Origin of the sequence: Niallia taxi, from assembly GCF_032818155.1 — a bacterium.
Classification (GTDB): domain Bacteria; phylum Bacillota; class Bacilli; order Bacillales; family Cytobacillaceae; genus Niallia; species Niallia taxi_A.
Genome location: NZ_CP102589.1, coordinates 702,204 through 728,215, shown reverse-complemented (window position 1 = coordinate 728,215; position 26,012 = coordinate 702,204). Strand labels below are relative to the sequence as shown.

20 protein-coding genes are annotated in these 26,012 nt (G+C 39.2%); 9 read left to right on the top strand and 11 right to left on the bottom strand.

Going from position 1 to position 26,012, the window contains the following annotated elements; genetic code table 11:
• Window positions 1-4 precede the first annotated feature (4 nt).
• Window positions 5-2,008: a penicillin-binding transpeptidase domain-containing protein gene (locus tag NQZ71_RS03625; RefSeq protein WP_275008382.1), complete on the bottom strand. Its 2,004-nt coding sequence runs from the start codon at window positions 2,006-2,008 to the stop codon at window positions 5-7.
• A gap of 186 nt (window positions 2,009-2,194) precedes the next feature.
• On the opposite strand from NQZ71_RS03625, the gene NQZ71_RS03620 reads away from it, so the two are divergent.
• Window positions 2,195-2,644 carry a thiol-disulfide oxidoreductase DCC family protein gene (locus NQZ71_RS03620; protein WP_317011310.1) on the top strand — a complete coding sequence of 150 codons (450 nt, stop codon included), beginning with the start codon at window positions 2,195-2,197 and terminating at the stop codon, window positions 2,642-2,644.
• A gap of 642 nt (window positions 2,645-3,286) precedes the next feature.
• Here the strand turns inward: NQZ71_RS03620 and NQZ71_RS03615 are convergent.
• Together NQZ71_RS03615 and dcuS are read right to left on the bottom strand one after the other, a co-directional pair.
• Window positions 3,287-3,994 carry a response regulator gene (locus NQZ71_RS03615; RefSeq protein WP_144454195.1) on the bottom strand — a complete coding sequence of 236 codons (708 nt, stop codon included), beginning with the start codon at window positions 3,992-3,994 and terminating at the stop codon, window positions 3,287-3,289.
• Window positions 3,991-5,589 (bottom strand): DcuS/MalK family sensor histidine kinase, encoded by a 1,599-nt coding sequence (dcuS, locus tag NQZ71_RS03610; protein ID WP_275008378.1) that lies wholly within the window; start codon window positions 5,587-5,589, stop codon window positions 3,991-3,993. Before dcuS ends, NQZ71_RS03615 begins: the two co-directional genes overlap by 4 nt.
• Window positions 5,590-6,073: 484 nt before the next feature.
• Between dcuS and NQZ71_RS03605 the strand changes: the two genes are divergently transcribed.
• From NQZ71_RS03605 to NQZ71_RS03590, 4 genes are all read left to right on the top strand, one after another.
• Entirely contained in the window at window positions 6,074-6,958 is an 885-nt protein-coding gene (locus tag NQZ71_RS03605) for a helix-turn-helix domain-containing protein (RefSeq protein WP_144454197.1), read from the top strand.
• A gap of 522 nt (window positions 6,959-7,480) precedes the next feature.
• Window positions 7,481-8,548, top strand: a complete 1,068-nt coding sequence (locus NQZ71_RS03600; RefSeq protein ID WP_317011309.1) for a C40 family peptidase — start codon at window positions 7,481-7,483, stop codon at window positions 8,546-8,548.
• 211 nt (window positions 8,549-8,759) lie between these two features.
• On the top strand, window positions 8,760-10,376 hold the full coding sequence (locus NQZ71_RS03595; protein WP_317011308.1) for an SWIM zinc finger family protein: 1,617 nt from the start codon (window positions 8,760-8,762) through the stop codon (window positions 10,374-10,376).
• Complete coding sequence (locus NQZ71_RS03590) at window positions 10,363-13,188, top strand: DEAD/DEAH box helicase (RefSeq protein ID WP_275008374.1); 2,826 nt, start codon at window positions 10,363-10,365, stop codon at window positions 13,186-13,188. The genes NQZ71_RS03595 and NQZ71_RS03590 overlap by 14 nt, the downstream gene beginning before the upstream one ends.
• 98 nt (window positions 13,189-13,286) lie before the next feature.
• Here the strand turns inward: NQZ71_RS03590 and NQZ71_RS03585 are convergent, their stop codons facing one another.
• Window positions 13,287-17,084 carry a S8 family serine peptidase gene (locus tag NQZ71_RS03585; protein ID WP_317011306.1) on the bottom strand — a complete coding sequence of 1,266 codons (3,798 nt, stop codon included), beginning with the start codon at window positions 17,082-17,084 and terminating at the stop codon, window positions 13,287-13,289.
• Between the two features lie 404 nt (window positions 17,085-17,488).
• On the opposite strand from NQZ71_RS03585, the gene NQZ71_RS03580 reads away from it, so the two are divergent.
• Window positions 17,489-17,926: a YwpF-like family protein gene (locus NQZ71_RS03580; RefSeq protein ID WP_144454202.1), complete on the top strand. Its 438-nt coding sequence runs from the start codon at window positions 17,489-17,491 to the stop codon at window positions 17,924-17,926.
• Between the two features lie 346 nt (window positions 17,927-18,272).
• Here NQZ71_RS03580 and NQZ71_RS03575 read toward each other — a convergent pair whose 3' ends face one another.
• The 7 genes from NQZ71_RS03575 to spoIIID all read right to left on the bottom strand — a co-directional run bounded on the left by NQZ71_RS03575 (window position 18,273) and on the right by spoIIID (window position 23,544).
• Complete coding sequence (locus tag NQZ71_RS03575) at window positions 18,273-18,671, bottom strand: hypothetical protein (RefSeq protein ID WP_144455157.1); 399 nt, start codon at window positions 18,669-18,671, stop codon at window positions 18,273-18,275.
• Between the two features lie 159 nt (window positions 18,672-18,830).
• Window positions 18,831-19,265 carry a 3-hydroxyacyl-ACP dehydratase FabZ gene (gene fabZ / locus NQZ71_RS03570; RefSeq protein ID WP_127739027.1) on the bottom strand — a complete coding sequence of 145 codons (435 nt, stop codon included), beginning with the start codon at window positions 19,263-19,265 and terminating at the stop codon, window positions 18,831-18,833.
• Between the two features lie 101 nt (window positions 19,266-19,366).
• Window positions 19,367-19,648: a DNA-directed RNA polymerase subunit beta gene (locus NQZ71_RS03565; RefSeq protein ID WP_144455156.1), complete on the bottom strand. Its 282-nt coding sequence runs from the start codon at window positions 19,646-19,648 to the stop codon at window positions 19,367-19,369.
• A 15-nt stretch (window positions 19,649-19,663) separates the two neighbouring features.
• Window positions 19,664-20,506, bottom strand: coding sequence for a flagellar hook-basal body protein (locus NQZ71_RS03560; protein WP_317011305.1), 843 nt, complete (start codon window positions 20,504-20,506; stop codon window positions 19,664-19,666).
• 47 nt (window positions 20,507-20,553) lie between these two features.
• Window positions 20,554-21,369: a flagellar hook-basal body protein gene (locus NQZ71_RS03555; protein ID WP_317011304.1), complete on the bottom strand. Its 816-nt coding sequence runs from the start codon at window positions 21,367-21,369 to the stop codon at window positions 20,554-20,556.
• A 260-nt stretch (window positions 21,370-21,629) separates the two neighbouring features.
• Window positions 21,630-22,631, bottom strand: a complete 1,002-nt coding sequence (gene mreB / locus NQZ71_RS03550; protein ID WP_144455153.1) for a rod shape-determining protein — start codon at window positions 22,629-22,631, stop codon at window positions 21,630-21,632.
• A 640-nt stretch (window positions 22,632-23,271) separates the two neighbouring features.
• The gene (gene spoIIID / locus NQZ71_RS03545) at window positions 23,272-23,544 is read right to left on the bottom strand and encodes a sporulation transcriptional regulator SpoIIID (RefSeq protein WP_016204804.1); all 273 of its coding nucleotides are present in this window, start codon (window positions 23,542-23,544) and stop codon (window positions 23,272-23,274) included.
• Between the two features lie 404 nt (window positions 23,545-23,948).
• Here spoIIID and NQZ71_RS03540 point away from each other — a divergent pair, with 404 nt between their 5' ends.
• Genes NQZ71_RS03540 through NQZ71_RS03530 form a run of 3 tightly spaced genes read left to right on the top strand, consistent with a single transcriptional unit; the run spans window position 23,949 to window position 25,914 of the window.
• Window positions 23,949-24,401 (top strand): hypothetical protein, encoded by a 453-nt coding sequence (locus tag NQZ71_RS03540; RefSeq protein ID WP_317011303.1) that lies wholly within the window; start codon window positions 23,949-23,951, stop codon window positions 24,399-24,401.
• A gap of 12 nt (window positions 24,402-24,413) precedes the next feature.
• Entirely contained in the window at window positions 24,414-25,337 is a 924-nt protein-coding gene (locus NQZ71_RS03535; RefSeq protein ID WP_317011302.1) for an FAD:protein FMN transferase, read from the top strand.
• Entirely contained in the window at window positions 25,330-25,914 is a 585-nt protein-coding gene (locus NQZ71_RS03530; RefSeq protein WP_317011301.1) for a ferric reductase-like transmembrane domain-containing protein, read from the top strand. Before NQZ71_RS03535 ends, NQZ71_RS03530 begins: the two co-directional genes overlap by 8 nt.
• Window positions 25,915-26,012 lie beyond the last annotated feature (98 nt).

Genomic DNA, 26,012 nt, shown 5'->3' with positions numbered 1-26,012 from the left:
TTAACTAATCTTCGAGAATATTTTTCACTTTTTTCACGACATGGCTTGAGCCGCCCTTGTCTTGGACACCTTCAATCATCATGGCAATAAGAATATCTTTATCCTTCTTATCATATGTCACATACCAGCCGTTTTCTGTACCCTTTTCACCTTGCTTTGCCTTCAGCTCTGCTGTACCTGTTTTTCCAGCAAGTGTCATACCGCTGATTTTGCCGGCACGGGCAGTTCCGCTTGGATTGTCAATGACCTGCTGTAAATCATCGGAAATGGTATTAGCAGTGCTGCTGCTCATAACCCCCTCTTTCCAAACAGTCCCCTTCTTGTCATCCTGGAGAAGCACAGGTTTAATCAGATTGCCGCCGTTAACAAATGGTGTATATGCTGTAGCAAGCTGAATAACACTTGTTTGGACTTGGCCTTGGCCATAGCCTGAATCAGCTAAGAGAATATCACTGTCAAGCTTACCAATTGTTGCCTTTGTAATAGGGTAAGCAAAGTCGAAATCCTCTTCAAAACCAAATTTCTTCAGCTCTGTCGTATATTTATCCTTGCCCAAATCCAATGCTGTCTGCGCAAAGTATATGTTGTCACTGTAAAGCAGGGCATCTGCCAGATTAACTGGTGCACTGCTAGTATGCACTCTTGTTACATAATAATTGCCCCAAGATTTATCCTTTTGCCATTGCTTTGTTGTAATCTTCCGCTCTTGCTCTGGTGTGATAACACCTTCTGTCAATGCAGCTGCTGCGACAATCGGCTTCAGCACAGAGCCTGGAGCATAAGTATTTTTAAAGCGATTTGTGAAAGGCTCCAGTTTATTGTTGTTATAGTCCTCTTGCTCTGATGTCGTTAGACCTGCGACAACCTTGTTTGGATCATAGGAAGGGCTGCTGACAAGAGCCATCGTTTCACCTGTTGTCGGATTTATGGCAGCTGCTGCTCCTGCCTCTCCATCCATTTCATCATATATTTTCTTTTGGAGATCCCCATCAATTGTCAGTATGATGTTTTCTCCATTTTTAACTTCTTTATCTGCCAAGGTTACTGACGTGCCATCTGATTTCTTAATTGATATTGTTGCGCCGTTTGCGCCTCTTAGTTTTTCTTCATAGACTTGCTCCAAGCCTCTTTTTCCAATAACGTCAGAGCCAGTATATCCTTTGCCTTTTTGCTTTTCCAGCTCTTCAGCAGTAATGTTGCCAATATAACCAATTAAGTGGGCCGCAGCTTCACCATAAGGATAAATTCTTCCGGCAACATCCTGCTTCTGTACACCTGGAAGGGCAAACAGCTTTTCAAGATAAGCTTGATCGCCTGTTGCTAATTTCTTAATTGGCACAAACAGGTTAGGTTGTACCCAATCTGCACTTAACGCCTTTTCTATTGTTTCTTTTTTAATATCAAGCAATTTCGCTAATTTCTCTACTTCTGTTGTTTCATTCTCCATTTGCTCTGGTACAAGGCCGACTTGATAAATGATGCCATTCATCGCCAATGGGTTTTCATGAACATCCATAATAGCTCCGCGCTCTGCCGGAACCGTCTCTAAAGATACTTTGTCATCTGCGCCTAAATCGGCAAAGATATACGTTGTATCCCAATCAATATACCAGTTGTCTTCCTTGTCTCGTTCCTCTTTAACAAGCTTCGCATCTTTGTCAAAGCTAATCTCACCTGCCATGCTATTCATCTTTGCAGTGAAAGGAATTTCTGCAGACTCTTTTTTCTTATTGTCATCCTTTTGATCGTCTGACAGCTTTTTATAGGAAACATCTAAGTCTGTAATCTCCAAATCACTGTATAGCTTTTCATAGCGGGATACATAATCTTCCTTTGAAACTGACTTCTTCGCATCGGAAGACAGATAGTCGTACATCTCATCGAACTTCTGATCATTCCAAAGCTTTATGTATTGGGAAAGCCTCTCATCTGGGGTAGGCTTATCATTATTACATCCAGCCAATATCGCAATCAGAATCATCGGCAAAAGCCAAAATAGTTTCTTCATTCTCCTTTTCCCCTCCTAATATTAGCGTACCATTTTTTACACTTAAATTAAAAGAATATTACAACAGTCCACAAAAAATTAACAGATTACCGCTATATTTTGCGTAGACACTTGCTATGCTTCGATAGTATTATAAGGCAAACTGTCATTTTCTTGTAATATTAAGCCCTTTTATTAGGAAAATATATGAAATCTTATACAGCACATGTTAGAGTAATAGAAAAAGCTAGAAACGCGGGTGGTAAAGTGAAAGCAGTCATATTATTTGATGGTGTCTGCAATCTTTGCAATGGTGCCGTACAATTTATTATAAAAAGGGATCCTGACGCTTATTTTTCCTTTGCTCCGTTGCAGGAGGAAAAGGGTCAGCAGCTTCTCCGTCCATTCAATAAGGAATTATCGATGAATAGTGTTATTCTTATTGAAAATGGCAGACTTTATGAAAAGTCAGCTGCTGCTCTGCAAATTTGCCGCCATTTACGCGGGGCCTGGAAGCTTCTATATGTCTTTAAAATTATCCCTTCATTCCTAAGAGATCCTCTCTATAATTATGTCGCTAGAAATAGATATAAATGGTTTGGCAAAAAAGAGCATTGTATGCTGCCGACGAAGGATACGAGAAAGCGGTTTTTGTAAAATAGTACAGGTTTTTAATCAATGTCTTTAAACCGACAACAGTAAATAGAAAAGAGGCTGGGACAAAACAAAAGATAACCTTTCTAAACACGAATAATAAAATTACATCTGAATTTGAAAAATGAAACACGTGACTAAATAGAATATGGGTTTAAAATTAGTTCGTTTCATTGCGCGCTCGTCCTCGCGCTTTCCGCGGGGAAAGCTTGAGCCTCCTCGTCTTCGCCTGCGGGGTCTAAAGCGTCCTCTATTTCCCGCAGGAGTCGAGTGACCTCCGCTCCATTCCACTAAGTTTTCTAATCAGTGTATTAAAACTTAAAAACACCAAAAAGCCGAACTACTTAATCATTGATTGATTGATTAAGTAATTCGGTTTTTATACAGATTCTCTTACTTATGTCCCAGCCTCTTCTCTTTTACTGCAAACTAATTGCAGCCTCTAATCTATTCAATAAGAATGAACTCCATTTAAACATTGAATGGATTGGAACGGATAGAAGAAACGTCTGCTTACATTAGAAAAACAGCCGAGACTAAAAGCATGCTTTCCTATGCCTCCTCGGGCGCAACGTAGCACTAAAGCGGAAATCACTATTCCCTCACTTTACAAACAGAAAACCAAGACTGCCTTTCACCTACTTATCACAAAAACTGCTCAAGCCAGCCAATCCTTTTTGGGTTCGTATAATAAACGTTAACTGGTCTGCCGATGCTTCCATATGTCAGTCTTACTTTAATGATATCCTGCTCGTTAAGAAAGTTGAGGTATTTTCTTACTGAAACTCTTGATATCTTTGTTTCGTCTGCGATGATGTCTGTTGTGAACTCTTGCTCGTGCTGTAGTTCGATTGCTTCCCAGACAATCTTCAATGTTTCTTTTGTTAAACCTTTCGGCAATTCTGCTCTTGCACCCTTTTGGTCACGGTTAAGAATTTGCTCATCCAATATACTTTGGCTGACCTTCGTTTGCTCTTTCATAAATTCCTTCTTTTGGACGTAATTCATCAATGATTCCTTAAAACGCTCGAATTTAAATGGTTTAATGATATAATCGACCGCTCCTAAGCGAAGCGCTGCTTGTATATGGTCCATGTCAGATGCGGCTGTTATGAGGATGACATCCATGTTTTCGTTCAGTTCCCGTATGTAGGAAAGAAACTCCAATCCGCTTTTTCCAGGCATAAACACATCAAGTAGTACTAAATCGATGCTTTCCCTCTTTATTATCTCTATCGCATCATCCACATTGTTGGCAACACCGCCGATTTTAAAGCCATTCAGCTCTTGCAGGAACTGTTTGTTAAATTCAGCCACCATTGGATCGTCTTCTACAATCAATACCGAAATCACCTTCCGTTTTCCTCCTTTACATATGGGATACTTGCTTTAAATGTCGTACCTACATCTGGAACACTTTCCAACTCTATCTTTCCGTTCAGCTTTCGCAAGCTTTCACTGACCAAATAAAGTCCGTAGCCACGGTTCTCTCCCTTAGAGGAAATGCCCTTTTCAAAGATATAGTCCTCTTCCTCTTTTGTTATCCCTTTACCTGTATCCTTTACAATCATTTCAATCATTCCACCGGTCTTAGCAAACTTTAATTCAATTTCTTTTGTTGAACTGTTTTCAACTGCATCTAAAGCATTATCCAATAAGTTGCCTAGTATCGTAATAATTTCGTATGAAACTGCCGCGGTTAATTCAGGAACAACTGTCATAATACTAATATTCAAAACTGCTCCCTTTTCCCTTGCATAGCTTAGCTTCCCGAGAAGAAGTCCTGCTATAACAGGATCTTTAATATTACTTGTAATCGCAGATATATCTCCGCTTTGCTGGTCGACAATATCATCAAGATATTCCTTGAGTCTGTCGTAATTTTTCATATGAAGCATGCCGATGATAACTTGCATACGATTCATAAATTCATGGGATTGTGCCCGTAATGCTTCTGCATATGTTTTTACACCTGAAAGCTGATCAGATAATTTCTTTATTTCGGTCTTATCCCTAAAAGTAGACAATGCTCCGACTATTTTTTTATCGACTTTAACTGGCACCCTGTTAACAAGAATTGTTGTGCCATTTATCGTCAGCTCTTCATCAAGCTGCTCCTCTCCTTTTGCCAAAACGCGATCAAGTCCTTTGGAAGGAATATAACTGCTTATTGGTAAACCGATTGGATTTGTATTCAAACCAAGCTTTTGTAAATAATCGATGGCAGACTGGTTGACAAGCGTAATATTCCCTTGCATATCTACTGCTATAATGCCCTCTCTGACAGAATTAATGACCGCGCTTCTTTCTTGAAGCAGCTTGGCAATAGCGGCTGGTTCAAGGTTAAACATCACTCTTTTAATATAGCTCGCCAGTATGTAAGCACCAACAATGCCTGCGATTAACCCAAGCAATGATCCATATACAATAATCCATTTGCCTTCAGACATTACTTCATTTACCTTCGCAAGCGAAATTCCAACTGCTGCTACGCCAATCTGTGTTCCATCATCTGAAAAAATCGGGGTAAGCGCCCGTAAAGACTTTCCTAAGGTTCCTTCTGAAGTGCTTGTGTGCTCTTCTCCTGACATTGCCTCAGTCTCGTCACCGCCTTGAAACTTCTTACCTATTTTCCGGACATCTGGATGTGTTAAGCGTATTCCGTCCATATTTAGAATTACGATAAATTCTACTCCATTTTGCTCCTGTATGTCACTTGTATAAGCTTGGATCTTATTAAGAGCAGCTTCGTCTCCTTCAAGAGCATCCCTCACAAGCTCTGTTTTTGCCATAACTCTGGCTATCATTAATGCCTTTTCCTCAAGGCTGTTTTTGGTATGATCATTCAGCAGATTGCTTATCAATATATCTGTCATCAGTAGAGAGAAAATGACGACAGCACTGATAAGTGTCATAATGGTAGCGAACAGGCTCCATCTTTTTCTCATGGTTATTATGCTCCCAACAGTTTTTTCCCTATTATAGCAGATAGAACAGCTAGGATTAAATTGCCTTTAGTATACACGCCGTTTCCGGGAGATTTATTATTAGGTTAGCTATTGATGTGGGGTGGGGGTTTATCCTTAACAAACAAAAAAAAGACCGCTCTCAGAAAGAAAACGGCAGAAAATTGGAGATAAAAGGACTACTCGTAAAACAGATAAATGGGGTTTAATAGAAACAATAGCTTCTATTAAGAGTGCTCAATTAAGGCATATAGTGCTCCTTGCTTAAAGAAGGCGTAGGTGGGCACTTCTCTAAAAAGCAAAATATTCTTAATATATTGCGATATAATCTATTAAAACATATTATATAAATAGGTGTATTCGTGATTATGACTGATTTCAAGTGATATAGCCTCTTTTTTAGGCTTTTTTACATGCAGATGCACAAAAATATAACTTTAGGAATATTTTTTTAGGGAGTGATGAATTGGATTTTTCAGCTGTCGGAGAGAAAATAAAGGAATTGCGAAAACAGGTAGGACTTTCACAAAAGGAACTTTCACATAACATCTGCACACAAGCGCAAATCAGTAAAATAGAGAAAGGCGAGGTCCTTCCGCTTTCTTCCACATTGTACTTAATCTCGCAAAGATTAGGAATAGACGTGAACTATTTCTTTGATATCGGCACAACTCCAAGACTAGATTATGTTATTGAAACAAGTGAACAATTAAAAGCTGCAAGGCGAAATACAGACTACGAGACAATTAAGCAGATTGTCGAAGCTGAAGAGAAAAACCCTTTGTTTACCCGCAATAAGAAACACTATCAAATTCTTCTATGGCACAAAGCCATCTATGTTTATGAAGTAGATCATGATTTTCAAAAGGCACTTGAGCTTATTGATGAAGCAATAGCTTTAACATTCGACAAGGTCTTTACGGAAAAGGAAATAGAAATCTTCGTCAGCAGAGGCATCTTTTATTATGAAGAAGGTTTTAATGAGGAAGCATTGCAAATCTATTGCAAGGCATTGTCTCAGTTGCAAAAAATTCCTCATCTGCAGGATGCTACCATTAAAAGCAGACTTTTCTTCAACATTGCTAAATCACTGACAGACTTAAATAAATATGAATCCTCCATAACTTATTGTAAAAAGGGAATTGATTGGGCGATCAAAAAGGACAACCTTTATCTTCTGGCCCATTTTCACTATCATATCGGATTTAACTATGAAATGCAGGAGAAATTTAATCTTGCCAGCAATTATATGAAAGAAGCTCTGCTTATTTTTCAATTAGTAAAGGATACCCGATATACCGAATATATTCAAGAGAAGATAGACAGTTGGAAAGAGCATTCTAATGACTAGTTAGAACAAAACAATATATCATACCTAAAAACGACTTAACCTGACATCGAAACAAAGGAACTCAGGAGTTTTAATAGAGTCTAGTTCGTTTCATTTTGCTCGCACACTCGCTTTCTGCGGGGAGGAAGATTAGCCTCCTCGTCTTCGCCTGCGGGGTTCTATCTATTTCCATTAGCAGTCGAGTGTCCTCCACTTTATTCTACTAAGTTTTCCTATTATTGTATTTAGCATAAAAATACCAATTAAAAAACTGCACTATTCATCGATAATTGCTTAATAGTTCAGTTTTAACCTAGACTTAAATCTTGCGTACAAGCCTAATATTTCTTTATATAAAACACCATCATACCCTATTACGAACCCTTCTTTTAATCTCCCATAACAACCTTCTAAAATACCATGAGTAATTACCTATTTTTACTTGCAACAGCCTACTTTTCTATGAAAATGGGTACTATAGGCCGATACGTTATGATAAGATAGTTTTATATAAACATAATATTTGGGAGTGAGTGTAAAATAATGAAGAAAAAAGTCACAGTCTTTGCTACTGCTGCTATTCTATCGACTGCTTTTTCTGTCCACGCCTCGGCTAGTAGTTATGTAGTAAAGAAAGGCGATACGCTAAGCAAAATTGCTGGCAAGTACAACACAACTGTAAAGCAATTGAAGTCAGATAATAATTTGTCCTCCGATTTAATCTTTATTAACCAAAAACTTAATGTAACAGGTTCAGATACATCATCCAAGAACACAACAACAAGCAAACAAACAGCAAGTACAAGCACAAAAACGTATAAAATTGTATCAGGAGATTCATTGATAAAAATTGCAAACAAGTTCTCTATTACTTTAGGGGAATTAAAGCAATGGAATAACATCAATTCTACTATCATTTATCCTGGTGATGTCCTTATTGTTTCAAAACCATCATCCACTGGTTCAAACAGTAACAACAATAATTCATCAAACTCAGGCAGTTCTTCTACTAAAGATAACACAACAACTGTAACTACAGGTACATACACGATTAAAAGCGGAGATACTTTGGGCAAAATAGCATCATCCTACAATCTTTCCGTTGCAAAACTAAAGCAGTTGAATAATTTGTCATCAGATCTTATTTTCCCAGGTCAAAAATTAAAGGTTACAGGGAACTTAACTGAAACAAGCAGCTCTGTCGAAAAAGAGAATGCGAGCAAACCAGAATTTATCTCGGACAACAGCAACTCTAACAAGAGCCTACTATCTGTAGCCAACAGCTTAATAGGCATACCATATGTCTGGGGTGGCTCCACAACAGCTGGTTTTGATTGCAGCGGACTAATCTACTACTTATTTAATCAAACTGGTGATTCAATCAGTCGTCTATCTGCACAAGGATATTATGATCGCAGCTTTTATGTGAATGTTCCTGCAGTTGGGGATTTAGTCTTCTTTGAGGGGACATATAAAGAAGGAATTTCTCATGTCGGTGTCTATATCGGCAATAACCAGTTTGTACATGCCGACTCTGACGGTGTAAGAAAAACAAGCTTGGACAATTCCTATTATAAGAAGCACTTTGTCAGCTTTAAGCGACTATACTAATTTTAAAATCATTAGACCAGCCTACAGATAGGCTGGTCTGTTTGTTTATATCCAATTTTTCTCCGGCCTCCTCCCTACCATCTGCTTCAAAAAAACGCTATAATTATTAAATGGACTTTTTTTAGAAACGAACGCCAAGTTCTTGATTATCATAAATAAGAATCAGCTTTTCATGTAACCCGTTTCGCTGATTTTCTGGAGGGATTTACTTTTGCTGCACGAACAATATTTAGAGCATTTAAGCCATTGTGCCAAGAACTTTCAAGAAGCTCTTGATTCAAGTGATCCCTTAACACAAAAAATTGTAGAAAAAGGGCTGCTTCTATATCGGCAAAATTACGTGTCACAGGTAAAGCTGGACGATGAGACAGTAACAGGAATTATTCAAGATGTTAACCCAGCGAAAGCTATGCTGAACATTCACGATATTTCTATGAGCACCTGCACATGTTTCGCTGAAGGATACTGCCGGCATCAGCTTGCTTTATTCTTTTCTGTGCTTGGTCAGGCAGGAAAAGTGTCTACATGGCTGTCTGATTGGAGACAACCGCAAAAAAAAGTGCCAGTAGATTTAAGCAGCCTTCCGCTCATGCGTGCAAGCGACCTATTAAAGAACCCAGCCAACAAAGAACCAGATTATCAAGAGTGGTTTGAATTCTTCACAGATACCTTCCAAACTTTAATGGAAGAAAACAGCAATAGGCCTGCAGGCATTTCTGAAACGTACTATATATATATGCGCAAACTAAAAAACGCCGCTCCTCAACAAAATGAGTGGAAATATTTATACCTTTTAGTCGGGCATGTTATTACATTTAAACTTTTTCTTTCCATGAGCAAGGACAAAAATCATGCGGATGGGGTCATCAACCGGTATTATCGTCATATATTCCAGGATCTTCTCCAAGGAGTGCAGGAATATTTGAATAGGCTGGCCAATTTCACCTTTCCCTTTTCCTTCGATCTGTTTTTGGAAAAACTAAAAGATGACAGTACAGAAATCCTATATATTCACGAAACAATTTCCTTTGAAAGTATTCAAATTTACCGGGTATTATGGACAAATCTGTTTACAAAAAAACAATGGAGACTAGATGAACTGCGTAAACTAGAGGGAATCACGTCCCCCATTTTCACTGAAAAAGTTGCTGCTGTCCATTTGCAGATATTACTTAGAGAAGATGCTAAGGCTGGACAGAGTATTCAGGAGCTGCAAGTGGAAATCATGCCATATATGCTGTACTGGCTCGACATCTTAAACAGTAAACGGGAATGGAACAGGCTGGAGCTTTATTTAACTCCATTTATCCAGCATATAAAAAGCTATTTGCAGCAGGAAAATGAATTTGAGTTTTGCCATGAGTTCACAAGTATGAGCATCAGGGCAGCCACTCCATTTTGTCATGCCAAAAATAGGCTGGACATTTTAGAACGCCTGTTTATGCAAGCATTGCCTTACAGCTACAGAAAGTATGAGGACTTCCTGTATGAACAAAAGCAGTTTGATAAATGGATTGACCTATACACATATATGGGGCTTGGTATCGACATGCTATCAAAGGAGCAAATAAAGACATTGCAGGAGCATGATCAACAGCTGCTGCTCTCCCTTTATCACCGTTCAATACAAGAACATATTGAACAAAAGAGCAGAGATCATTACCGCATTGCTGTCCGCCAGATGAAAAAACTGCGTACTATCTATAAAAAACTGAAAAAACAACAGCAATTTGAGCTGTTCTTAACAATGACGCTTGATCGGACGAAGCGTTTAAGAGCCTTTCATGAAGAATGCAGAAAGGGTAAACTGATACATGTTGAAGAATAATTATTTAAAAATCAACGTTCATTATTATAAAGCCAACGGTTTTTTCTTAACTGGAGAGGCCGATCACGAATACCTATATCCAAACTACTGGAAAAACCTTCTTTTCCAACATCATGAAGAAAGCTTCTATGGCACATTTTTAAAAACAGTTACTATCGATGGTGTTGAAGGAATCGCCCTCGATTCGTGGCAGCTTGTCACACTATTTGCAAACGAACGGTTTAACAGATATTTGGAATGGGATTGGAATGACACCGCGCAGGTTTGCCTATCTGCCGCACCAAGCCTGTTTGAATCGATTTATAATAAAGAGTGGATTCCTGACTTCCAATCTTGGGAAAATGACACCTTTCAATGGGCACTGCCTAATCGTGTTACAGAAGAATTCACTGATTCCTTCTGGGAAGAAACACTGCAGGAGGAATTAGAAGGAGTCAGCAACCTAACATTTATTAAAAAATGGTTCCATGACTCATTAGATGAATACTTAAATGCAAATGAAGAAAGCAAGCAGGCGTTTGGCGAAAAAATTAATGCATTGCGGAATGCAAATATATCTCCTGCCAGTTTGTCTGGCTATTTCACGGAGGAAACTTGGCAGGAGTGGATGGGACTTAAAAGTACTCCTTATCCATTTACATTAGGAATAAAGCTCGTGGAGCCTGCTGACCTAAATGAAACGTGGAATATCGATATATTTTTAAAAGCCAAAAGCAATCCTGATAAAGTTATTGATATAGAAGAACAGGGCATCCCAGCAAAATGGCTTGAATATGAAGGCTATATAGAAGAAGAGCAAGCTCGGTGGATTTCCCTTTTCCCATGGCTTACAGGGAAAAACGGGATGACAAATCAGCTCACTGAGGAGGAAGCATGGCTCTTTCTGACAGATGCCAGTGAAACATTACTTGCTCTTGGCGTTGATATTCTCCTCCCATCGTGGTGGCAAGCAATGAAAAGTGCCAGCATGAAGGTGAAAGCAAAGGTTGCAACGACAAATCACCGTCCTTCCTTTGTCGGACTTCAGGCCATGCTTGATTATAACTGGCGCTTTTCAATGAATGGTGTCACCCTGTCTGAAGAGGAATTCAAGCAAATGGTCGAGGAAAAGCGCAGACTTGTCTTCGTGCGTGGCCGCTGGATTAAGCTTGACCCTTCCTTCATTAGACAAATTCAGGATCTCATGAAAAAGGCTGAACAGGAAGGCCTTCATGTAAGAGACTTGATTGAGCAGGAGCTGAACCAACAGGATGACGGCGCAGTTGATGAGCTAGATAATCCGAAAGCATTTGCCAAAATTCAGATTGAGCTAAATAGACAATGGCGAACGATGATTCATCAATTAAAGGAAGTCAAAAACCTGCCCCTTGAACAAGTGCCAGGCAAGTTCCTTGGTGAATTAAGAAAATACCAGATTCTTGGGATGAGCTGGCTCCTATTTTTGCGTAAATACGGATTCGGAGCGATTCTTGCAGATGACATGGGACTTGGAAAAACTGTTCAGCTCATTTCCTACTTGCTGAAGGTGAAGGAAACAGAAACAGATGAGCATTCCCCTGCATTGATTATCTGTCCGACTTCTGTTCTGGGAAATTGGCAAAAGGAAATTGAACGATTTGCTCCGTCCTTAAAAATCTATTTGCATTATGGATCGAATCGCTTGAAGGATGAGGAATTCCTAGAGAAACTGCAACATTACGATATTGTTTTGACATCATATGGCTTATCTCATATTGACTTTGATCAATTTGAACAGATAACGTGGAGCTCGATTTCCATTGATGAAGCGCAAAACATTAAAAACTCGCAGACAAAGCAATCACGTGCTGTCCGTAAATTAAAGGCAAAACATTATATTGCTCTCTCCGGTACGCCAATGGAGAACAGATTAAATGAATTATGGTCCCTTTTTGATTTTACGAATCATGGCTATCTTGGCAGCCTCGGACAATTCCAAAAACGCTTTGTTATTCCTATTGAAAAGGATAATAAAAAGGAAAGAATTGAACGGCTGCAATCTCTCATTCGCCCATTCCTGTTAAGAAGAACGAAAAAGGATGAGGAGGTTGCACTTAACCTGCCTGATAAGCTTGAGCAGAAGGAATATTGTGGCTTAACACCAGAACAAGCCGCATTATACGAACAGCTTGTTTCCGATACATTCGTGAAAATAGAGCAGCTAACAGGCTTTGAACGAAAAGGACTTGTCCTGCAAATGCTGAGCAGGCTGAAGCAGCTTTGCAACCATCCAGCCCTTTACTTGAAGGAAGAGAACCCTGCTCAATTGGTTGACCGCTCCACAAAAATGGAGAAGCTGTCAGAACTGGTTGATGCCATTCTTGAGCAAAAGGAGAGCTGTCTGATCTTTACTCAATATATTGAGATGGGGCATATGATTCAGGCTATGATTAAGAAGAAATATAATGTAGATGTGCCCTTCTTAAACGGAAGTGTGCCGAAAAATACGAGGGATACACTCATACAGCAATTCCAAAACAATGAGTTTCCAATCTTCCTCCTTTCCTTAAAGGCGGGTGGAACAGGGCTGAACCTAACTGCAGCAAACCATGTTATTCATTATGACCGCTGGTGGAATCCTGCTGTAGAAAACCAGGCAACAGACCGTGCCTACAGAATCGGACAGACAAAGTTTGTTCATGTTCATAAGATGATTTGTACAGGAACATTGGAAGAAAAGATAGATGCTATGCTTGAGAAAAAACAAACATTGAATGATCAAATCATCCAAAATGAGAATTGGCTGACAGAGCTTTCAACAGATGATTTAAAGGATCTTGTTTCCCTTAACTAAGAACACCAGGTGAAAATACGTCCGCAGGAATGGACCGATCACCCCTGTTTATTAACCAAAACAACCCCGGAGATATCTTGACTCCGGGGTTTGTTTTATTATTCTTTATCTGCTGGTACGACTGTTTTATTAGATTGCTTTTCTGTTTTTTCAAGCTTGTAGAAATAAACGGTTTTGGCTGTTTTATTCCCGCCAAGATCTGTTGCTTCAAAAGTGAATTCATTCAAACCTGGCTCAAGCTCAAGCTTAACTTTTTTGAGCTTTTTCTGCAAACTTCTCATCGCATACGGCTCTTTGAATTTTTGAGCATACAACTGGCTGCCGTTTAATGTTAGCTTCAGCTCATCAAAGTTATCCCTTACTGTAACATCAACTGATACATTTTTAGTGTTTGCTTTTACGATGCGGTTTAATGGTAATCCACTTAATTGCAGCGATGCCTTTTCATTATCAACCATAATTGTTCTTTTGAAGACTGCCGTATTATCTGCTGCATCAATTGCCTTCACTTCAAAGGAGTGGACACCACTCTTGAATGACATTGTACTGTTAAATTCGTACAAGCCCTTTTCCTGATTAAACGTTGTTGCTACTTTTTTCCCTGCAATGGTGAATTCCTTGATAGCTGATTCATCCTTAATTGTTCCTGTGAAAGGTACCTTTAATGTATTAAAGACACCAAGTGCTTCTGGGTCATTTAAGGATATAACAGGTATTGTTGTATCCTTTTTCGTGTCAACTGCTTCTAATTCAGTATCTGCTGTATTTCCTGCGTAATCATATGCAATTACTGTTACCCTTTCACCAGGACTCAATGCCTCTGGTAATGTATAGCTTGCTGCATCAGCGCTTAACGGTTTTTCTAATATCGTTTTTCCATCCTTTTGAATGTCGATATAAGCGATACCAGAGCCATTTTTCTCATCGGCCGCTGCCACTTCAAGCACTTTATTGCTTTCTGTCAGCTCCGCTTTGACAGAAGGAGCCTTCGTGTCAACCTTCACTGGAATATCGACAACTTGCGGCTTAGCACCAGGATAATCAATAGTAGCACTTATACGATAGTAGTATTGACCATCAGTAAGCTTATTGTTCACTTTGCCATCCCAAGCCCAATCGCTGTCTAGCTTGTATGCTGTTCCATTGCCACCATCATAATAATCCTTTGTCACTTCTTCTTCTGTGAGAAGAGTGCGCACCGTTTTTTTGTTTTTATCTACAATCGAGAACTCTGCGATTTTCGCATTGCGCAAGAAGGAAAGCACTGGAATGACATCGTCCTGCGTACCGTCTGCATTTGGAGAAATTGCGATTCCATCCTCCGTGAACTTGTCATTAACAGGGTCATATCCTAAGTAAGAGAAATCTTCTCCATCTGTAGATACAGCTCCACCCATACCATAGAAGGAATCTGTATCATATTTCATTCCATCAAGAATCGGTGCCTTGTTCCAATCACCTTTGAAACCTACATAAGGAACATGTAAGTCTGCATTTGTATCTGTCGGGTCTGTGAATGTCACAAAGCCTTCAGCAAAATAGCCATTTTCAAAAACGTCATCAATATCAACAGTTGTCTCAAAATTTCCTGTCAATGATGGCTCTACAACTTTTGCTTTACTCAAATCTACTGTCACCTTGATTTTTTTGCTTTTGTTTGCTCCGATTTTCACTGTTTTTTCTTTTTTTCCGTCAATCAGAATGCTTCCATCAATAATATTTTGTGCCTCTAGCTCATCTGCATTGTATCCAAGCTCACCATATGCAGCAAAATCTGTTTGCAGATTAGCTGTCACATCATAATTGACAGCACTATCGCTAAAGTTCTCTACGTTTAATGTAAAGCTGAACTTGTTACCTACCTCTTTCAGTGACACCTTTGCCTCTTTTGTTTTATTTTCAGTTATCATTACAGGTGATTGAAGGGCAGAATGCAGCTGCATTAGTCCTGCGCCCTGTCTGCGTGGTGAATACGGGTTGTCCCATTCAAATGCACTGTTTACTGTGCCAATATCCTTTACAGGCTCTGCTGTATTCATCAGCAGGTTCTTTGCAATTCGGACGCGTTCAAAGCCAGTGACCCCAAATTCATTGTCTACTCTTTCTAATACTAAGGCAGATCCTCCGGATACATGAGGTGCAGCCATTGAAGTTCCGCTCATCATGCCATATTGGTTATTCTCTAACGTAGAATAAATCTGTCCGCCAGGTGCTGTAATTTCTGGTTTGAAATCAAGGTTTGGCGTTAAACCCCAAGATGTAAATGCACTCATCTTCCCTGACTCCGGATTAGCTGCTGTCACTTGACTGCCATCAAAATTAATGGAAACAGCTTGATTTTTCTGTAACACAGCTGCTAATTTATCACCATCCGTTTTCTGAAGGAACAGTTGAGGAATTTTGATTGCCGGTTCGCTTGCCATGCTAACAAACCCATCTGTGTTGTTATAAACGATAACCCCAGCAGCACCAGCATTCTGGGCATTTATAGCTTTATCCACAAACCCTATTTCTCCCCGTTGAACAAGGGCGAACTTTCCTTTCGCATCACTGTTAAAGTTTTCAGGCTTTCCAAGCCCTGCATAGAAAAGCTCAAAATCCTTCTGTTTTAGATCATTCGGATGGACACTGCCTGCAGATAAAAAAGCAGCCTGTCCATTTTCATCTCCAGCCTTGAAATTAAAGCCATCCAATTTCATAAAGCTGTTTTCTACTGAGGCTACTTGAAGACTGTCATAGCTTAAGCCAGGTGAACCGGAAACACCGATGTCTGGATTAGAGCTTAGTGGATTAGCGAAGCCGCTGCCTAGATGTGCAGAGTTACCTGCTGAAATTGACATGAGGATACCGTTATCAACAGCTTTACTGATTGCCTGCTGCTCTGGTGAGTCCTCTGACACAAATCCTGCTGTTGAGCCTAAGCTCATGTTAATAACATCTGCTCCGAGGATAATTGCGTCATCGATTGCCTTAATATAAATATCTCCCCATGTAGACTGCATATTTGGATCATTACCAAATACTTTAAGAGCAAGAAGCTGTGCTTCTGGGGCAATCCCTTTTATGCCGCCATTTTCTTCATTGCCATTTGCACCGACAGTTCCAGAAACATGCATTCCATGCATGCTCGCTCCCTCTGCAATATCCTGAATAATATTGTTTTCATCCATATAATTGTATCCGTATGGCACTTTTTCTGTGTAGTAATCTCCAAGCAAACCATTATCTGTTTTTGCTTTGGTCACTTCAGATTCTGTCAGCTCTCCTTCTGTAGCATCTGACAGAATCATATCTTTATGCTTCGGATCAATGCCAGTGTCAATAACACCAACAATCATTCCTTCTCCTTTAAAGCCATAATCACGCCAAGCCTCTTGTGCTTGCACAAGCTCCTTGCTGTATACCATATCTGTCTCTTCTTCTGGTCTTTCATATTTGTTGACGATATGTACTTTTGCTACTTCTGGCAGCTTTTCCACTGTTTTAATGTCACCATATTTCATTTCACCACTAAACCCGTTGAAGACAGTTGTGAAGCTTTCTCTTTCTGTGAACTTCACTTTTTCCTTTTTCACCTTTTGCTTTACTTGCTTTTGCTCAGCTAGCTTCTCCTCTTTCAACTTTTTCTTTGTCGCTTTTGGCAGCTCCTTCACCTGCTTGGCCTGCTTTTGGGCATAATCAACTGTTGGCTCTGTAGTCATCTCAACGACAACCCGGACAGTGTCTGTATCTTTATATGTCTCTTTCACATCACTGCCGTTGATTTTTTTTACAGTAAGCTGATTGTCTTTTCCTTTCGTATTTCCTACCTTGTTCGGTATGCCAGCAGCTAAGACGCTATTGGAAAATAACATAAATAGCATGATGACAAAAACTAATATTTTTCCTTTTTGCATATCAAGGTTCCCCTCCCGATATTTCTATATTTTCTGAATATATTGACACCATATAAAATTACCATAGTTGTTCCACTCAATTAAGGGGCTAAAGTCCTTTTGTCGCCATAATTATACTGATATAAAAGTTGTAATTTACCGCACCATTCCCTGCCATTCGACATATATCTACGCAAGGCATGAGTGGATGACAGTTTTTTACCATTTGCTCCTGCAATTATATTGGTATAAATGTTAAATAATTTATCAATATAGTAATGACACAAATATTTAGCCTGACTGTAAGCCATAAAATAATTGCTAATCATTTTATGGCAAAAATCTAAAATAGGGGTCCTTTGGAGTGAGCGCTAATCTGAGTTATAATAATAGTAGGATTTTGACTTGAGGGGGAGGCATTTCTAGTGAAGACATTCAAACTTATCTCCATACAATTGCTACAAGGTGAAAATGCAACAGCAATACCAATATTGGACGGATTAATTATCAATAAAGAGGATGACCATCACAATTGGCTAATTGAATTATATATGGATCACCCTGATTATTCTTTTTTTGAAAATGCTCTAAACAATGGACAGAAACTGCTAGTACATGCTGTAATATCTAAAAAGGAAAATGACCCCGCACCGTTTGAAGTTATTGTTCATTCTATTAGTAAATTTACTGACACAATCAGCGTGCTTCTCCAAGGAAGCCTGAAAAGAAACCGAAAGGATTATGCAGAGATGCTGCTCGATCATCTCCTTGAGAGCGGATATGAGGGTAAAGCACTGTCTGAAAGGTTTAAGGAATTGATGCACAGCAAACAACAGCTTTTCCTTGAAAAGAAATCACAATAAAAAAATGAGGCTGGGACAAAACAAAAGATAACCTTTCTAAACACGAATAATAAAATTACATCTGAATTTGAAAAATGAAACACGTGACTAATTAGTCGTTTCATTGCGCGCTCGTCCTCGCGCTTTCCGCGGGGAGGTATGGAGCCTCCTCGTCTTCGCCTGCGGGGTCTCATCCTTTCCTCTATTTCCCTTAGTAGTCGAGTGGCCTCCGCTCCATTCCACTAAAATTTCTAATTTTTTGTATTTAAACTAAAAACAAAAAACCGAACTACTTAATCAATAGTTGATTTAGTAGTTCGGTCTTTACGCGGTTCACATACTTATGTCCCAGCCTCGTTTAAAAGGATTAGCTATCTTTATCATCCTTGTCATTTCTATCTTTTTTGTCCTCGATCATGTCTTCGCCAGGATCATTGTCATCATCTGCCGCGTCAAGATCGTTGTCTGTGTTACGGTCATTATTGTCATTATTGTTATCATCAATAAAGCCGTCATCACCATTATCTATATTGTTGTCATTATCGCCATTTCTGTTGTTAAGCCCGTCATCATTGTTTAGACGGTTGTTTCCGTCACCATCTGGAATAATGTTATTGTCCGGAATGATATTGTTATCCGTTGAATCTGTGTCTTCAACAGTTGTATCATCTTCCGGTGCCGGACTTTGATCATCATTATCTCCACAACCAGTAAGAAGCATTGCGGACATTGCAGAAACACCTAACAACTTCACCCATTTACTCATTGTATTGTCCCCTTTTCCTTACAAATTTAATGACCACTAACGGTCAATAGATATTTTGTCCAAGAATAAGAACAACTTACATGATATTGTACGTTCCCAAAATTTTATAAAAAAAGGCATTAAACACCAGCCTTTAAGCTGTGTCTAATGCCTTTTTTATTATTCCTTCTTGTCGCCTAACGCGAACATAATTTCTGCTTCACAAGCGATTTCGCCGTCAACTGTAGCAACACACTTTCCTTTGCCAAAGTTTCCGCGCACTCGTGTCATTTCCACTTCAAGACGAAGCTGATCACCAGGCGATACTTGCTTTTTAAAACGGCAGTTGTCCACACCTGCGAAGAAAGCAAGTCTTCCTTTGTTTTCCTCTTTAATAAGCATTGCCACCGCACCTACTTGTGCTAAAGCTTCAACAATAAGCACACCTGGCATTACAGGGAATTCTGGAAAATGTCCATTGAAATACTCTTCATTTGCAGAAACATTTTTAATTCCGACTGCACGCTTGCCTTCCTCAACCTCTAAAATACGATCGACCAGCAAAAATGGGTAACGATGAGGAATGATTTCTTTAATTTGATTTATGTCTAACATAATTATGACCTCCTACTAATATGTGGTTATGTATAATTGTACTAAATTATCTTATAAAAAAGGAAGGGAAATCCCCTTCCTTTTTAAAAATATTTATATGCCTATTCTTTATCAACAAGATCGATTATATGTGTCCATGTATTTTTTTTGAACGTGTCGCCTGCTTTTCCGTTTCCAATTACACTATAACCGATTACAGCTCCTGCAGTCAGGCTGACACAAATCAAGGCAATAACTATGATTAAACGTAGCCAAATCGGAATCATCCGGACTCTGCCAAGCCTTTTGGAAGAAGGCTTCTCTTGTTGGTTGTTTTCTTCGCGCTCTTCCCTTAACTGCTCTCGTGTTTTTATCAATTCTTGACTGCTTGTATTAGCTGACATTATTTAATCTCCCTCTTAGCGTATCTCATTCACTAGCCCCATCATCTGGTCAGCCATTGTGATAGCTTTTGATTGAAACTGATAGGAGCGCTGTGTCGACATCAAGTTAACCATTTCCTTGCTCAAATCAACATTTGACTGTTCAAGAACATTCTGTGAGACAGCAACCCCACCTCGAAGTGCTCCATCCAAATCAGTCAGCACTTGATCTCTTGTCATGTTAAGCTCATCTAAGTTAGTAGGCAACCCAAACAGGTTATCACCTTTCTTTTCGAGGAATTGAGGATAGTTGACAGCAGATACACCAAGATTAACGTTTTGTGTCTGGCCATTGTTAAGCTTAGCAAGAAGTGTTCCTGTTTTAGATAAGGAGTACTCATTCACATCTTTATTGAGCATAATCGGATTATTATTTTCATCAAGCACTGCATATCCCTGTTTTGTGACAAGCATGTTTTCTGTATTCGATACTGGCGTTAAGTAGAAGGCGCCATCTCTTGTATACTGTACCTCTGAATTCTGGCCATTTTGCACAAGTACACGATAAAGCTGCCCTTCTGACGTAAATGCAGTATCCAATTGGCGGTTTGTTGTTTTTAATGCGCCTTGTGTCATAACCGTTTGGGTTTGCGCTATCTTTGCTCCGTTACCTTGTCTTATACCGTTTGGTGTCTGGCGGTTAACCTCCTGTGTCGTATCCTTTTGGTTATTAACCTGTTGTACAAGCAAATCAGTGAATGTAGCATTTTTTTTCTTATAGCCATTCGTATCGACATTGGCAATATTATTGCTGATTGTATCCATTTGTTTTTGCAATTGTGTCAATGTATTTGTAGCAATAAGCATAGTTCTGTTCATATCATTCTCTCCCCCTTATTGGGCTGCTTCTCCTAAATGGGCTGCTATTATACTTTTCCTATTTCGTTTGCGGCTTTATCCATGCTTTTGTCATATGCTTGAAGAATTTTCTGATTTGCTTCAAATGAACGGTATGCAGACATCATGTCTGTCATCGTCCTGCTCGCATCGACATTAGAGCTTTCCAAGAAGTTTTGCTTCAATTGAAATGAAACGCCACCTGCTGTATACGCATTTTCAAGCGCCTGGCCATTTTCAGCCCGGAATAGGCCGTCTCCTTCTTTCACAAGTGATTTAGGATCAGCTGTATAGCTTACACCAAGACGATAATTCCCAGCACTTGATGTTAAAATACCCTCATTTGACACAGTAAAATTATCATCTGGTAGCTGAATGCGTTCATTATTTTCATCTAAAACATACAAACCGCTTCCCGTTGTTAAATACCCTTGGCCATCAAGAGTGAAATTTCCGTTGCGAGTATATTTTGTTTCACCATTCGCATCTTGGATATTAAAGAAAATTGAGCCTGCAGTATTATTGTCATCTCCAGGAACATTTATATTCACCAAGGCGATGTCTGTTTTCAAGTCTGTTTGTGTAATATCACCCTGAGTAAATGTTGGGATAGCTTCTTGCATATACACTCCAGTCCCTAATGAGCCAATCGTTGACTTAGTAGTTTTCCCGTTTTGTGAATATGTGTCAACGGTTTGCTGCAGCAAATCTGGGAAGGTGCGGACTGCAGATTGATCTGCCTTATATCCTGGTGTATTACTGTTTGCCATGTTATTTGTCAGCATTTCTGTTCTTCTTTGCTGTGCCAACATTCCCGATGCCGCAGTATAAAATCCTTTAAACATATACTGTCCCCATTTCTTTAATATCTTTGTGCTCTTTTTTTAGTCAGTCTATATATATATTATAAAATAAGTTCCTGTTATCTTTGTAGTAATTTGTTGAATAACGTCATATCTTGCATGTAAACTTCATCCTTTATTATATCGGAAGTTATTTGCAAATATCTAATGGAATTTAATGCAAAATGAAAAATTTAATAAAAAAAGTCGGCTTCCAATGTGGGCAGCCGACTTTTTTATTAAAAATATCAGTAGAAAGCAGCTTATCCTAGCTTTCTTTTTGGCAAACGGTCAATATTATCAAGCATGATGCCTGTTCCAATCGCAACACAATCCATAGGATTTTCTGCAATTAAAACAGGAACCTTCAATTCATCAGCAAGCAGCATGTCTATTCCGTGAAGAAGAGCGCCGCCTCCTGTCAAAATAACGCCTCTGTCAATAATATCAGCTGAAAGCTCAGGAGGAGTTCTTTCAAGAACACTCTTAGCAGCTTGTACGATAACTGTCACAGACTCTCTTAACGCTTGCTCAATTTCCTCTGAATGAACCGTAATCGTTCTTGGAAGACCAGAAACCATATCACGTCCGCGAATTTCCATTTCTTCTTTACGCGCACCAGGGAAAACAGTTCCAATATTAATCTTGATGTTTTCTGCTGTTCTTTCGCCAATTAACAGCTTGTACTCTCTTTTAACGTATTGCAGAATTTCACTGTCGAACTTATCTCCTGCCATTTTAATGCTGGAGGAAGTTACGATATCACCCATAGATAGAACTGCTACATCTGTTGTTCCTCCACCGATATCTACTACCATATTACCGCTTGGCTGGAAGATATCCATTCCTGCTCCGATTGCAGCAACTTTTGGTTCTTCCTCTAAGTATATCTTTTTACCGCCGCTTTTTTCCGCTGCTTCTTTAATTGCTTTTTGCTCAACACTTGTAATGTTAGTTGGGCAGCAAATAAGAATGCGAGGCTTTGACAAAAATCCTTTAACATTCAGCTTATTAATAAAATGCTTTAGCATGGACTCTGTTACGTCGAAATCTGCAATAACCCCATCCTTTAACGGGCGGATTGCTACGATATTGCCTGGCGTACGTCCAACCATGCGGCGTGCTTCTTCTCCGACTGCAAGCACTCTGCCTGAGTTTTTGTCTAATGCTACAACCGATGGCTCGTTTAAAACGATACCCTTCCCTTTAACATGAATCAATACATTTGCTGTTCCTAAGTCAATACCAATATCTCTAGCGAACATTTTTTACACTTCCTCCTTATAGCTATTATTCAGTTTTTTCAATTTGTTGTTTTTATAAACAGACCTTTACATGAAAAGTTAATTTTCTCCCATTATTTAAACGCAAAAAAGCGGACCGAGTTTCATTAAAATTATGTAAGCATTCAATAAGCGGATTATTTTAACCATTCAGGAGCAATACTATGACAGAAAGAAGAACAGTTGTTCGATATAAAATACAACTGCTACAAATTTCCTAAATTTCATTTATGATAAGCGTATGTCTAACACTTCACAAGCCCTCTAACCTTATTACAGCAAGATTTGCATTAGCCCTACTCTAATTTTCTATTCTATCATACCGTTGACGAAAGAAGTAACTATTTGTCAAAAATATGCGTATTTTTTCTTATTTTTATATGTAAATTTTTCATATTTGTTCGTTTAAACGATTAGCTTATTTCTAATTAGCTATCTGTTATATAACTGCTTAGGAAACAAGTCTGTGTTAGATACCTAAAATTATGTATATATAAAAAAGACTTAGCCTGCTAAGTCCGGAAATTACATTATTTATTTCTTCTACCGATGGAGGTTGGTTATTTCCTCCATCGATAGATAAAAGTGTGCTTACCTTTTGATGTCTGATTTATTTTCTGTCTTATTGTACTGTTTCCCCTTCCAACTCTTCCTTCTTGTACTTCATTTTTGTTGCTTCCCCACCGCGAAGATGTCTGATTGATTTATGATAATCAAGAATTTCCTTCACTTCGTTTGCCAAATCCGGGTTTATTTCAGGAAGCCTTTCTGTTAAATCCTTATGGACTGTACTTTTGGATACGCCAAACTCCTTCGCAATAACGCGAACTGTTTTCCTCGTCTCCACGATATACTTTCCAATCTTGATAGTTCTCTCTTTGATGTAATCGTGCACACCACTCGCCCTCCCTAAATTGGATGTGAGAAGTGTGAAATGAGACTCGCTCTTCGCTTCATCGAAATTCTTCATCCCGCACGTTTCCTTTCATGGATAACTCTCTAACTCTCATGCGGCAGACAGCTCAACGCTTTCTGATCTTATCGTGATTAAACATGTCCTCGACTACATATCCATTTATCTATAACGATTCCTCACTCCAAACTTCAACTTTGTAAGGTTTGTAACAGTTTATTAGCTTGGGTCAAAGTTTATGCAGAAAATTTTGAATAGGAACAAGGTTTACTTCTTTTTTCTCTTACTTATATAAAAATCTATCTACTGCTTAAGAATTAATTAAGGAAACTTTCGTACAATCCTTTTTAAGCAAATAATGACAAAAGAAACGAGGGAAATTGCATATGGCACCTAAAAAAACAAAGTGGATCATAGGTCTATCCAGCGTTGCAGCTTTTACAGGATTTATTGGTTTTTTAAACGGAACAACTTCAACTGGAGCAAGCCAGCAAACAGCCTATAATAATCAACCAAATACAAATGGGCAACAAAGTGAGACACCAAGCAGTCAAAACCCTTTTGCACAGGAGGATGGCAGCAGCAGTCAGCTACCTTCAGATGGGAGCAGCGGCAGCTACACAACACCTGATGGCGGATCTGGCAGCAGCGACTCTTGGGCAGGAGATTATCAAGGAGACAGTGACAGTTCCTCTGATTCAACGCTAGGTGGCGGCTCAGAGGATACAACAACACCTGACAGTGGAACAAATAATTTCAGCGGCGGTTCAGGTTTTCAAGCACCTCCATCTAACGGTAGCACCGCAGAAAGCGGAGACCTGCGCAGTCATTCATCTTAAGGGGATAATTATATGCAGCAAACAGCCTTCACATGCATGAATACAACTATTCGTACATTCGATTTGCCAGACGAATCTGTAAGAAAAATCACTCACCTGTTTAAGAAATCAGAACGAACATTATCACGTTTCAATCATACAAGTGAACTGTCTCAATTAAACAATACAACAAATGTCCCTTTCCTATGTACCTCTATTCTATTTGAGGCTATTAGGATAGCTGACTTCTACTATGCCGTCACAAAGGGCATCTATAATCCTTATTTAGGAAAACAACTTATCGCTCTCGGCTATGACCGAAGCTTTGAACTGCTAGAAGCAAATCCAGATGAAAAAGCATTACCATCATTAAACGCAAATATTCGCCCTCTATTAATCGATGCTGGTATGAAGAGTATAACTTTAAAGCAGGACATCCAAATCGATTTAGGCGGCATTGCTAAAGGCTGGACAGCACAATGCATTGCAGAGCTGCTGCAGGAGGATGGGATAAGGACAGGTGCGATATCTGCAGGAGGAGATATTTGCGCATGGGGATTAGAATATAAAAAGCGTGTCGTAAAGATTGACCATCCAAGGCGCACTGAAGAAACCATTGCCTCTATTGAATTACACAGAGATGCAGGGATTGCGACAAGCTCTATCGTTAAAAGGAATTGGGTAACTGCAGGAGGGCGCAGGCATCATCATATCGTTGATCCGAGGACAGGTATGCCAAGCGCCTCTAATTTAATTCAAGCAACAGTCATAGCCCCTACGCTGACAGAAGCAGAGGCAATTGCAAAATGCATGCTTATTCTTGGCTGGGAGGAAGGATTAAAAAGATTTAATGAAAATAAAAATATTGCTTTTATCGTCCTGACTGAGGAAAATCGATGTCTGTCAGGAGGTAATTTACACTTATATACAAACGAAGGAGTGAAACAGTATGAATGATATTATTTCCAATGTTAGTGACTTATTCAGCATATGGAACGTAACAAGGGCAGCAGCGATAACTTCCTATTTACTACTGTTTATCTCTATGCTGACAGGTTTAACCTTTAAACTACCGATATTTCCTAAAAAATCTCAAAAAATACTCTTAAATACTCACGAGGCAACAGGCTGGTTCGGCCTGCTGTTTGGAATGGTTCATGGTCTCGTTTTAGTATTTGATACAGATTACACCTCTTATACCATCTTTAATATTCTTATACCATTTACTGTTGAACATAATGCCATCTCCCTTTCATTGGGCATTTTCGCCTTTTACGGATTCCTGCTATTAGTGCTATCAACAGACTTTCTGAAAAAGCTTGGAAAAAGGGTGTGGAAAGCCATTCATTTTCTTGCTTTCCCAACATTTTACGCAGCTCTCTGTCACGGATTTCTTATGGGTACAGACAGTCAGACAATATGGATGCTTATCATCTATATCTTCACAGGATCATCTGTCCTCATCCTGACAATTCTCCGTATCGTTCAAGCAACTCAATTAAAAAAGAAGCAGGTTATTGCAAATAAGGCATGATGTTCATTCCAGACATCATGCTTTTTCTTGCTGTTATTTCCCGAGAAATTTGTCTTTAAAATAACAAAAAAGAAGTCCAATTCTGTCGAAAGAATTGG

Bases quoted from the DNA above. Each gene is read 5' to 3' on its own strand.
- NQZ71_RS03625 (WP_275008382.1), bottom strand. From the start codon at position 2,008: ATGAAGAAACTATTTTGGCTTTTGCCGATGATTCTGATTGCGATATTG.
- NQZ71_RS03620 (WP_317011310.1), top strand. From the start codon at position 2,195: ATGAAATCTTATACAGCACATGTTAGAGTAATAGAAAAAGCTAGAAAC.
- dcuS (WP_275008378.1), bottom strand. From the start codon at position 5,589: ATGAGAAAAAGATGGAGCCTGTTCGCTACCATTATGACACTTATCAGT.
- NQZ71_RS03600 (WP_317011309.1), top strand. From the start codon at position 7,481: ATGAAGAAAAAAGTCACAGTCTTTGCTACTGCTGCTATTCTATCGACT.
- NQZ71_RS03590 (WP_275008374.1), top strand. From the start codon at position 10,363: ATGTTGAAGAATAATTATTTAAAAATCAACGTTCATTATTATAAAGCC.
- NQZ71_RS03585 (WP_317011306.1), bottom strand. From the start codon at position 17,084: ATGCAAAAAGGAAAAATATTAGTTTTTGTCATCATGCTATTTATGTTA.
- NQZ71_RS03575 (WP_144455157.1), bottom strand. From the start codon at position 18,671: ATGAGTAAATGGGTGAAGTTGTTAGGTGTTTCTGCAATGTCCGCAATG.
- fabZ (WP_127739027.1), bottom strand. From the start codon at position 19,265: ATGTTAGACATAAATCAAATTAAAGAAATCATTCCTCATCGTTACCCA.
- NQZ71_RS03565 (WP_144455156.1), bottom strand. From the start codon at position 19,648: ATGTCAGCTAATACAAGCAGTCAAGAATTGATAAAAACACGAGAGCAG.
- NQZ71_RS03560 (WP_317011305.1), bottom strand. From the start codon at position 20,506: ATGAACAGAACTATGCTTATTGCTACAAATACATTGACACAATTGCAA.
- NQZ71_RS03555 (WP_317011304.1), bottom strand. From the start codon at position 21,369: ATGTTTAAAGGATTTTATACTGCGGCATCGGGAATGTTGGCACAGCAA.
- mreB (WP_144455153.1), bottom strand. From the start codon at position 22,631: ATGTTCGCTAGAGATATTGGTATTGACTTAGGAACAGCAAATGTATTG.
- NQZ71_RS03540 (WP_317011303.1), top strand. From the start codon at position 23,949: ATGGCACCTAAAAAAACAAAGTGGATCATAGGTCTATCCAGCGTTGCA.
- NQZ71_RS03535 (WP_317011302.1), top strand. From the start codon at position 24,414: ATGCAGCAAACAGCCTTCACATGCATGAATACAACTATTCGTACATTC.
- NQZ71_RS03530 (WP_317011301.1), top strand. From the start codon at position 25,330: ATGAATGATATTATTTCCAATGTTAGTGACTTATTCAGCATATGGAAC.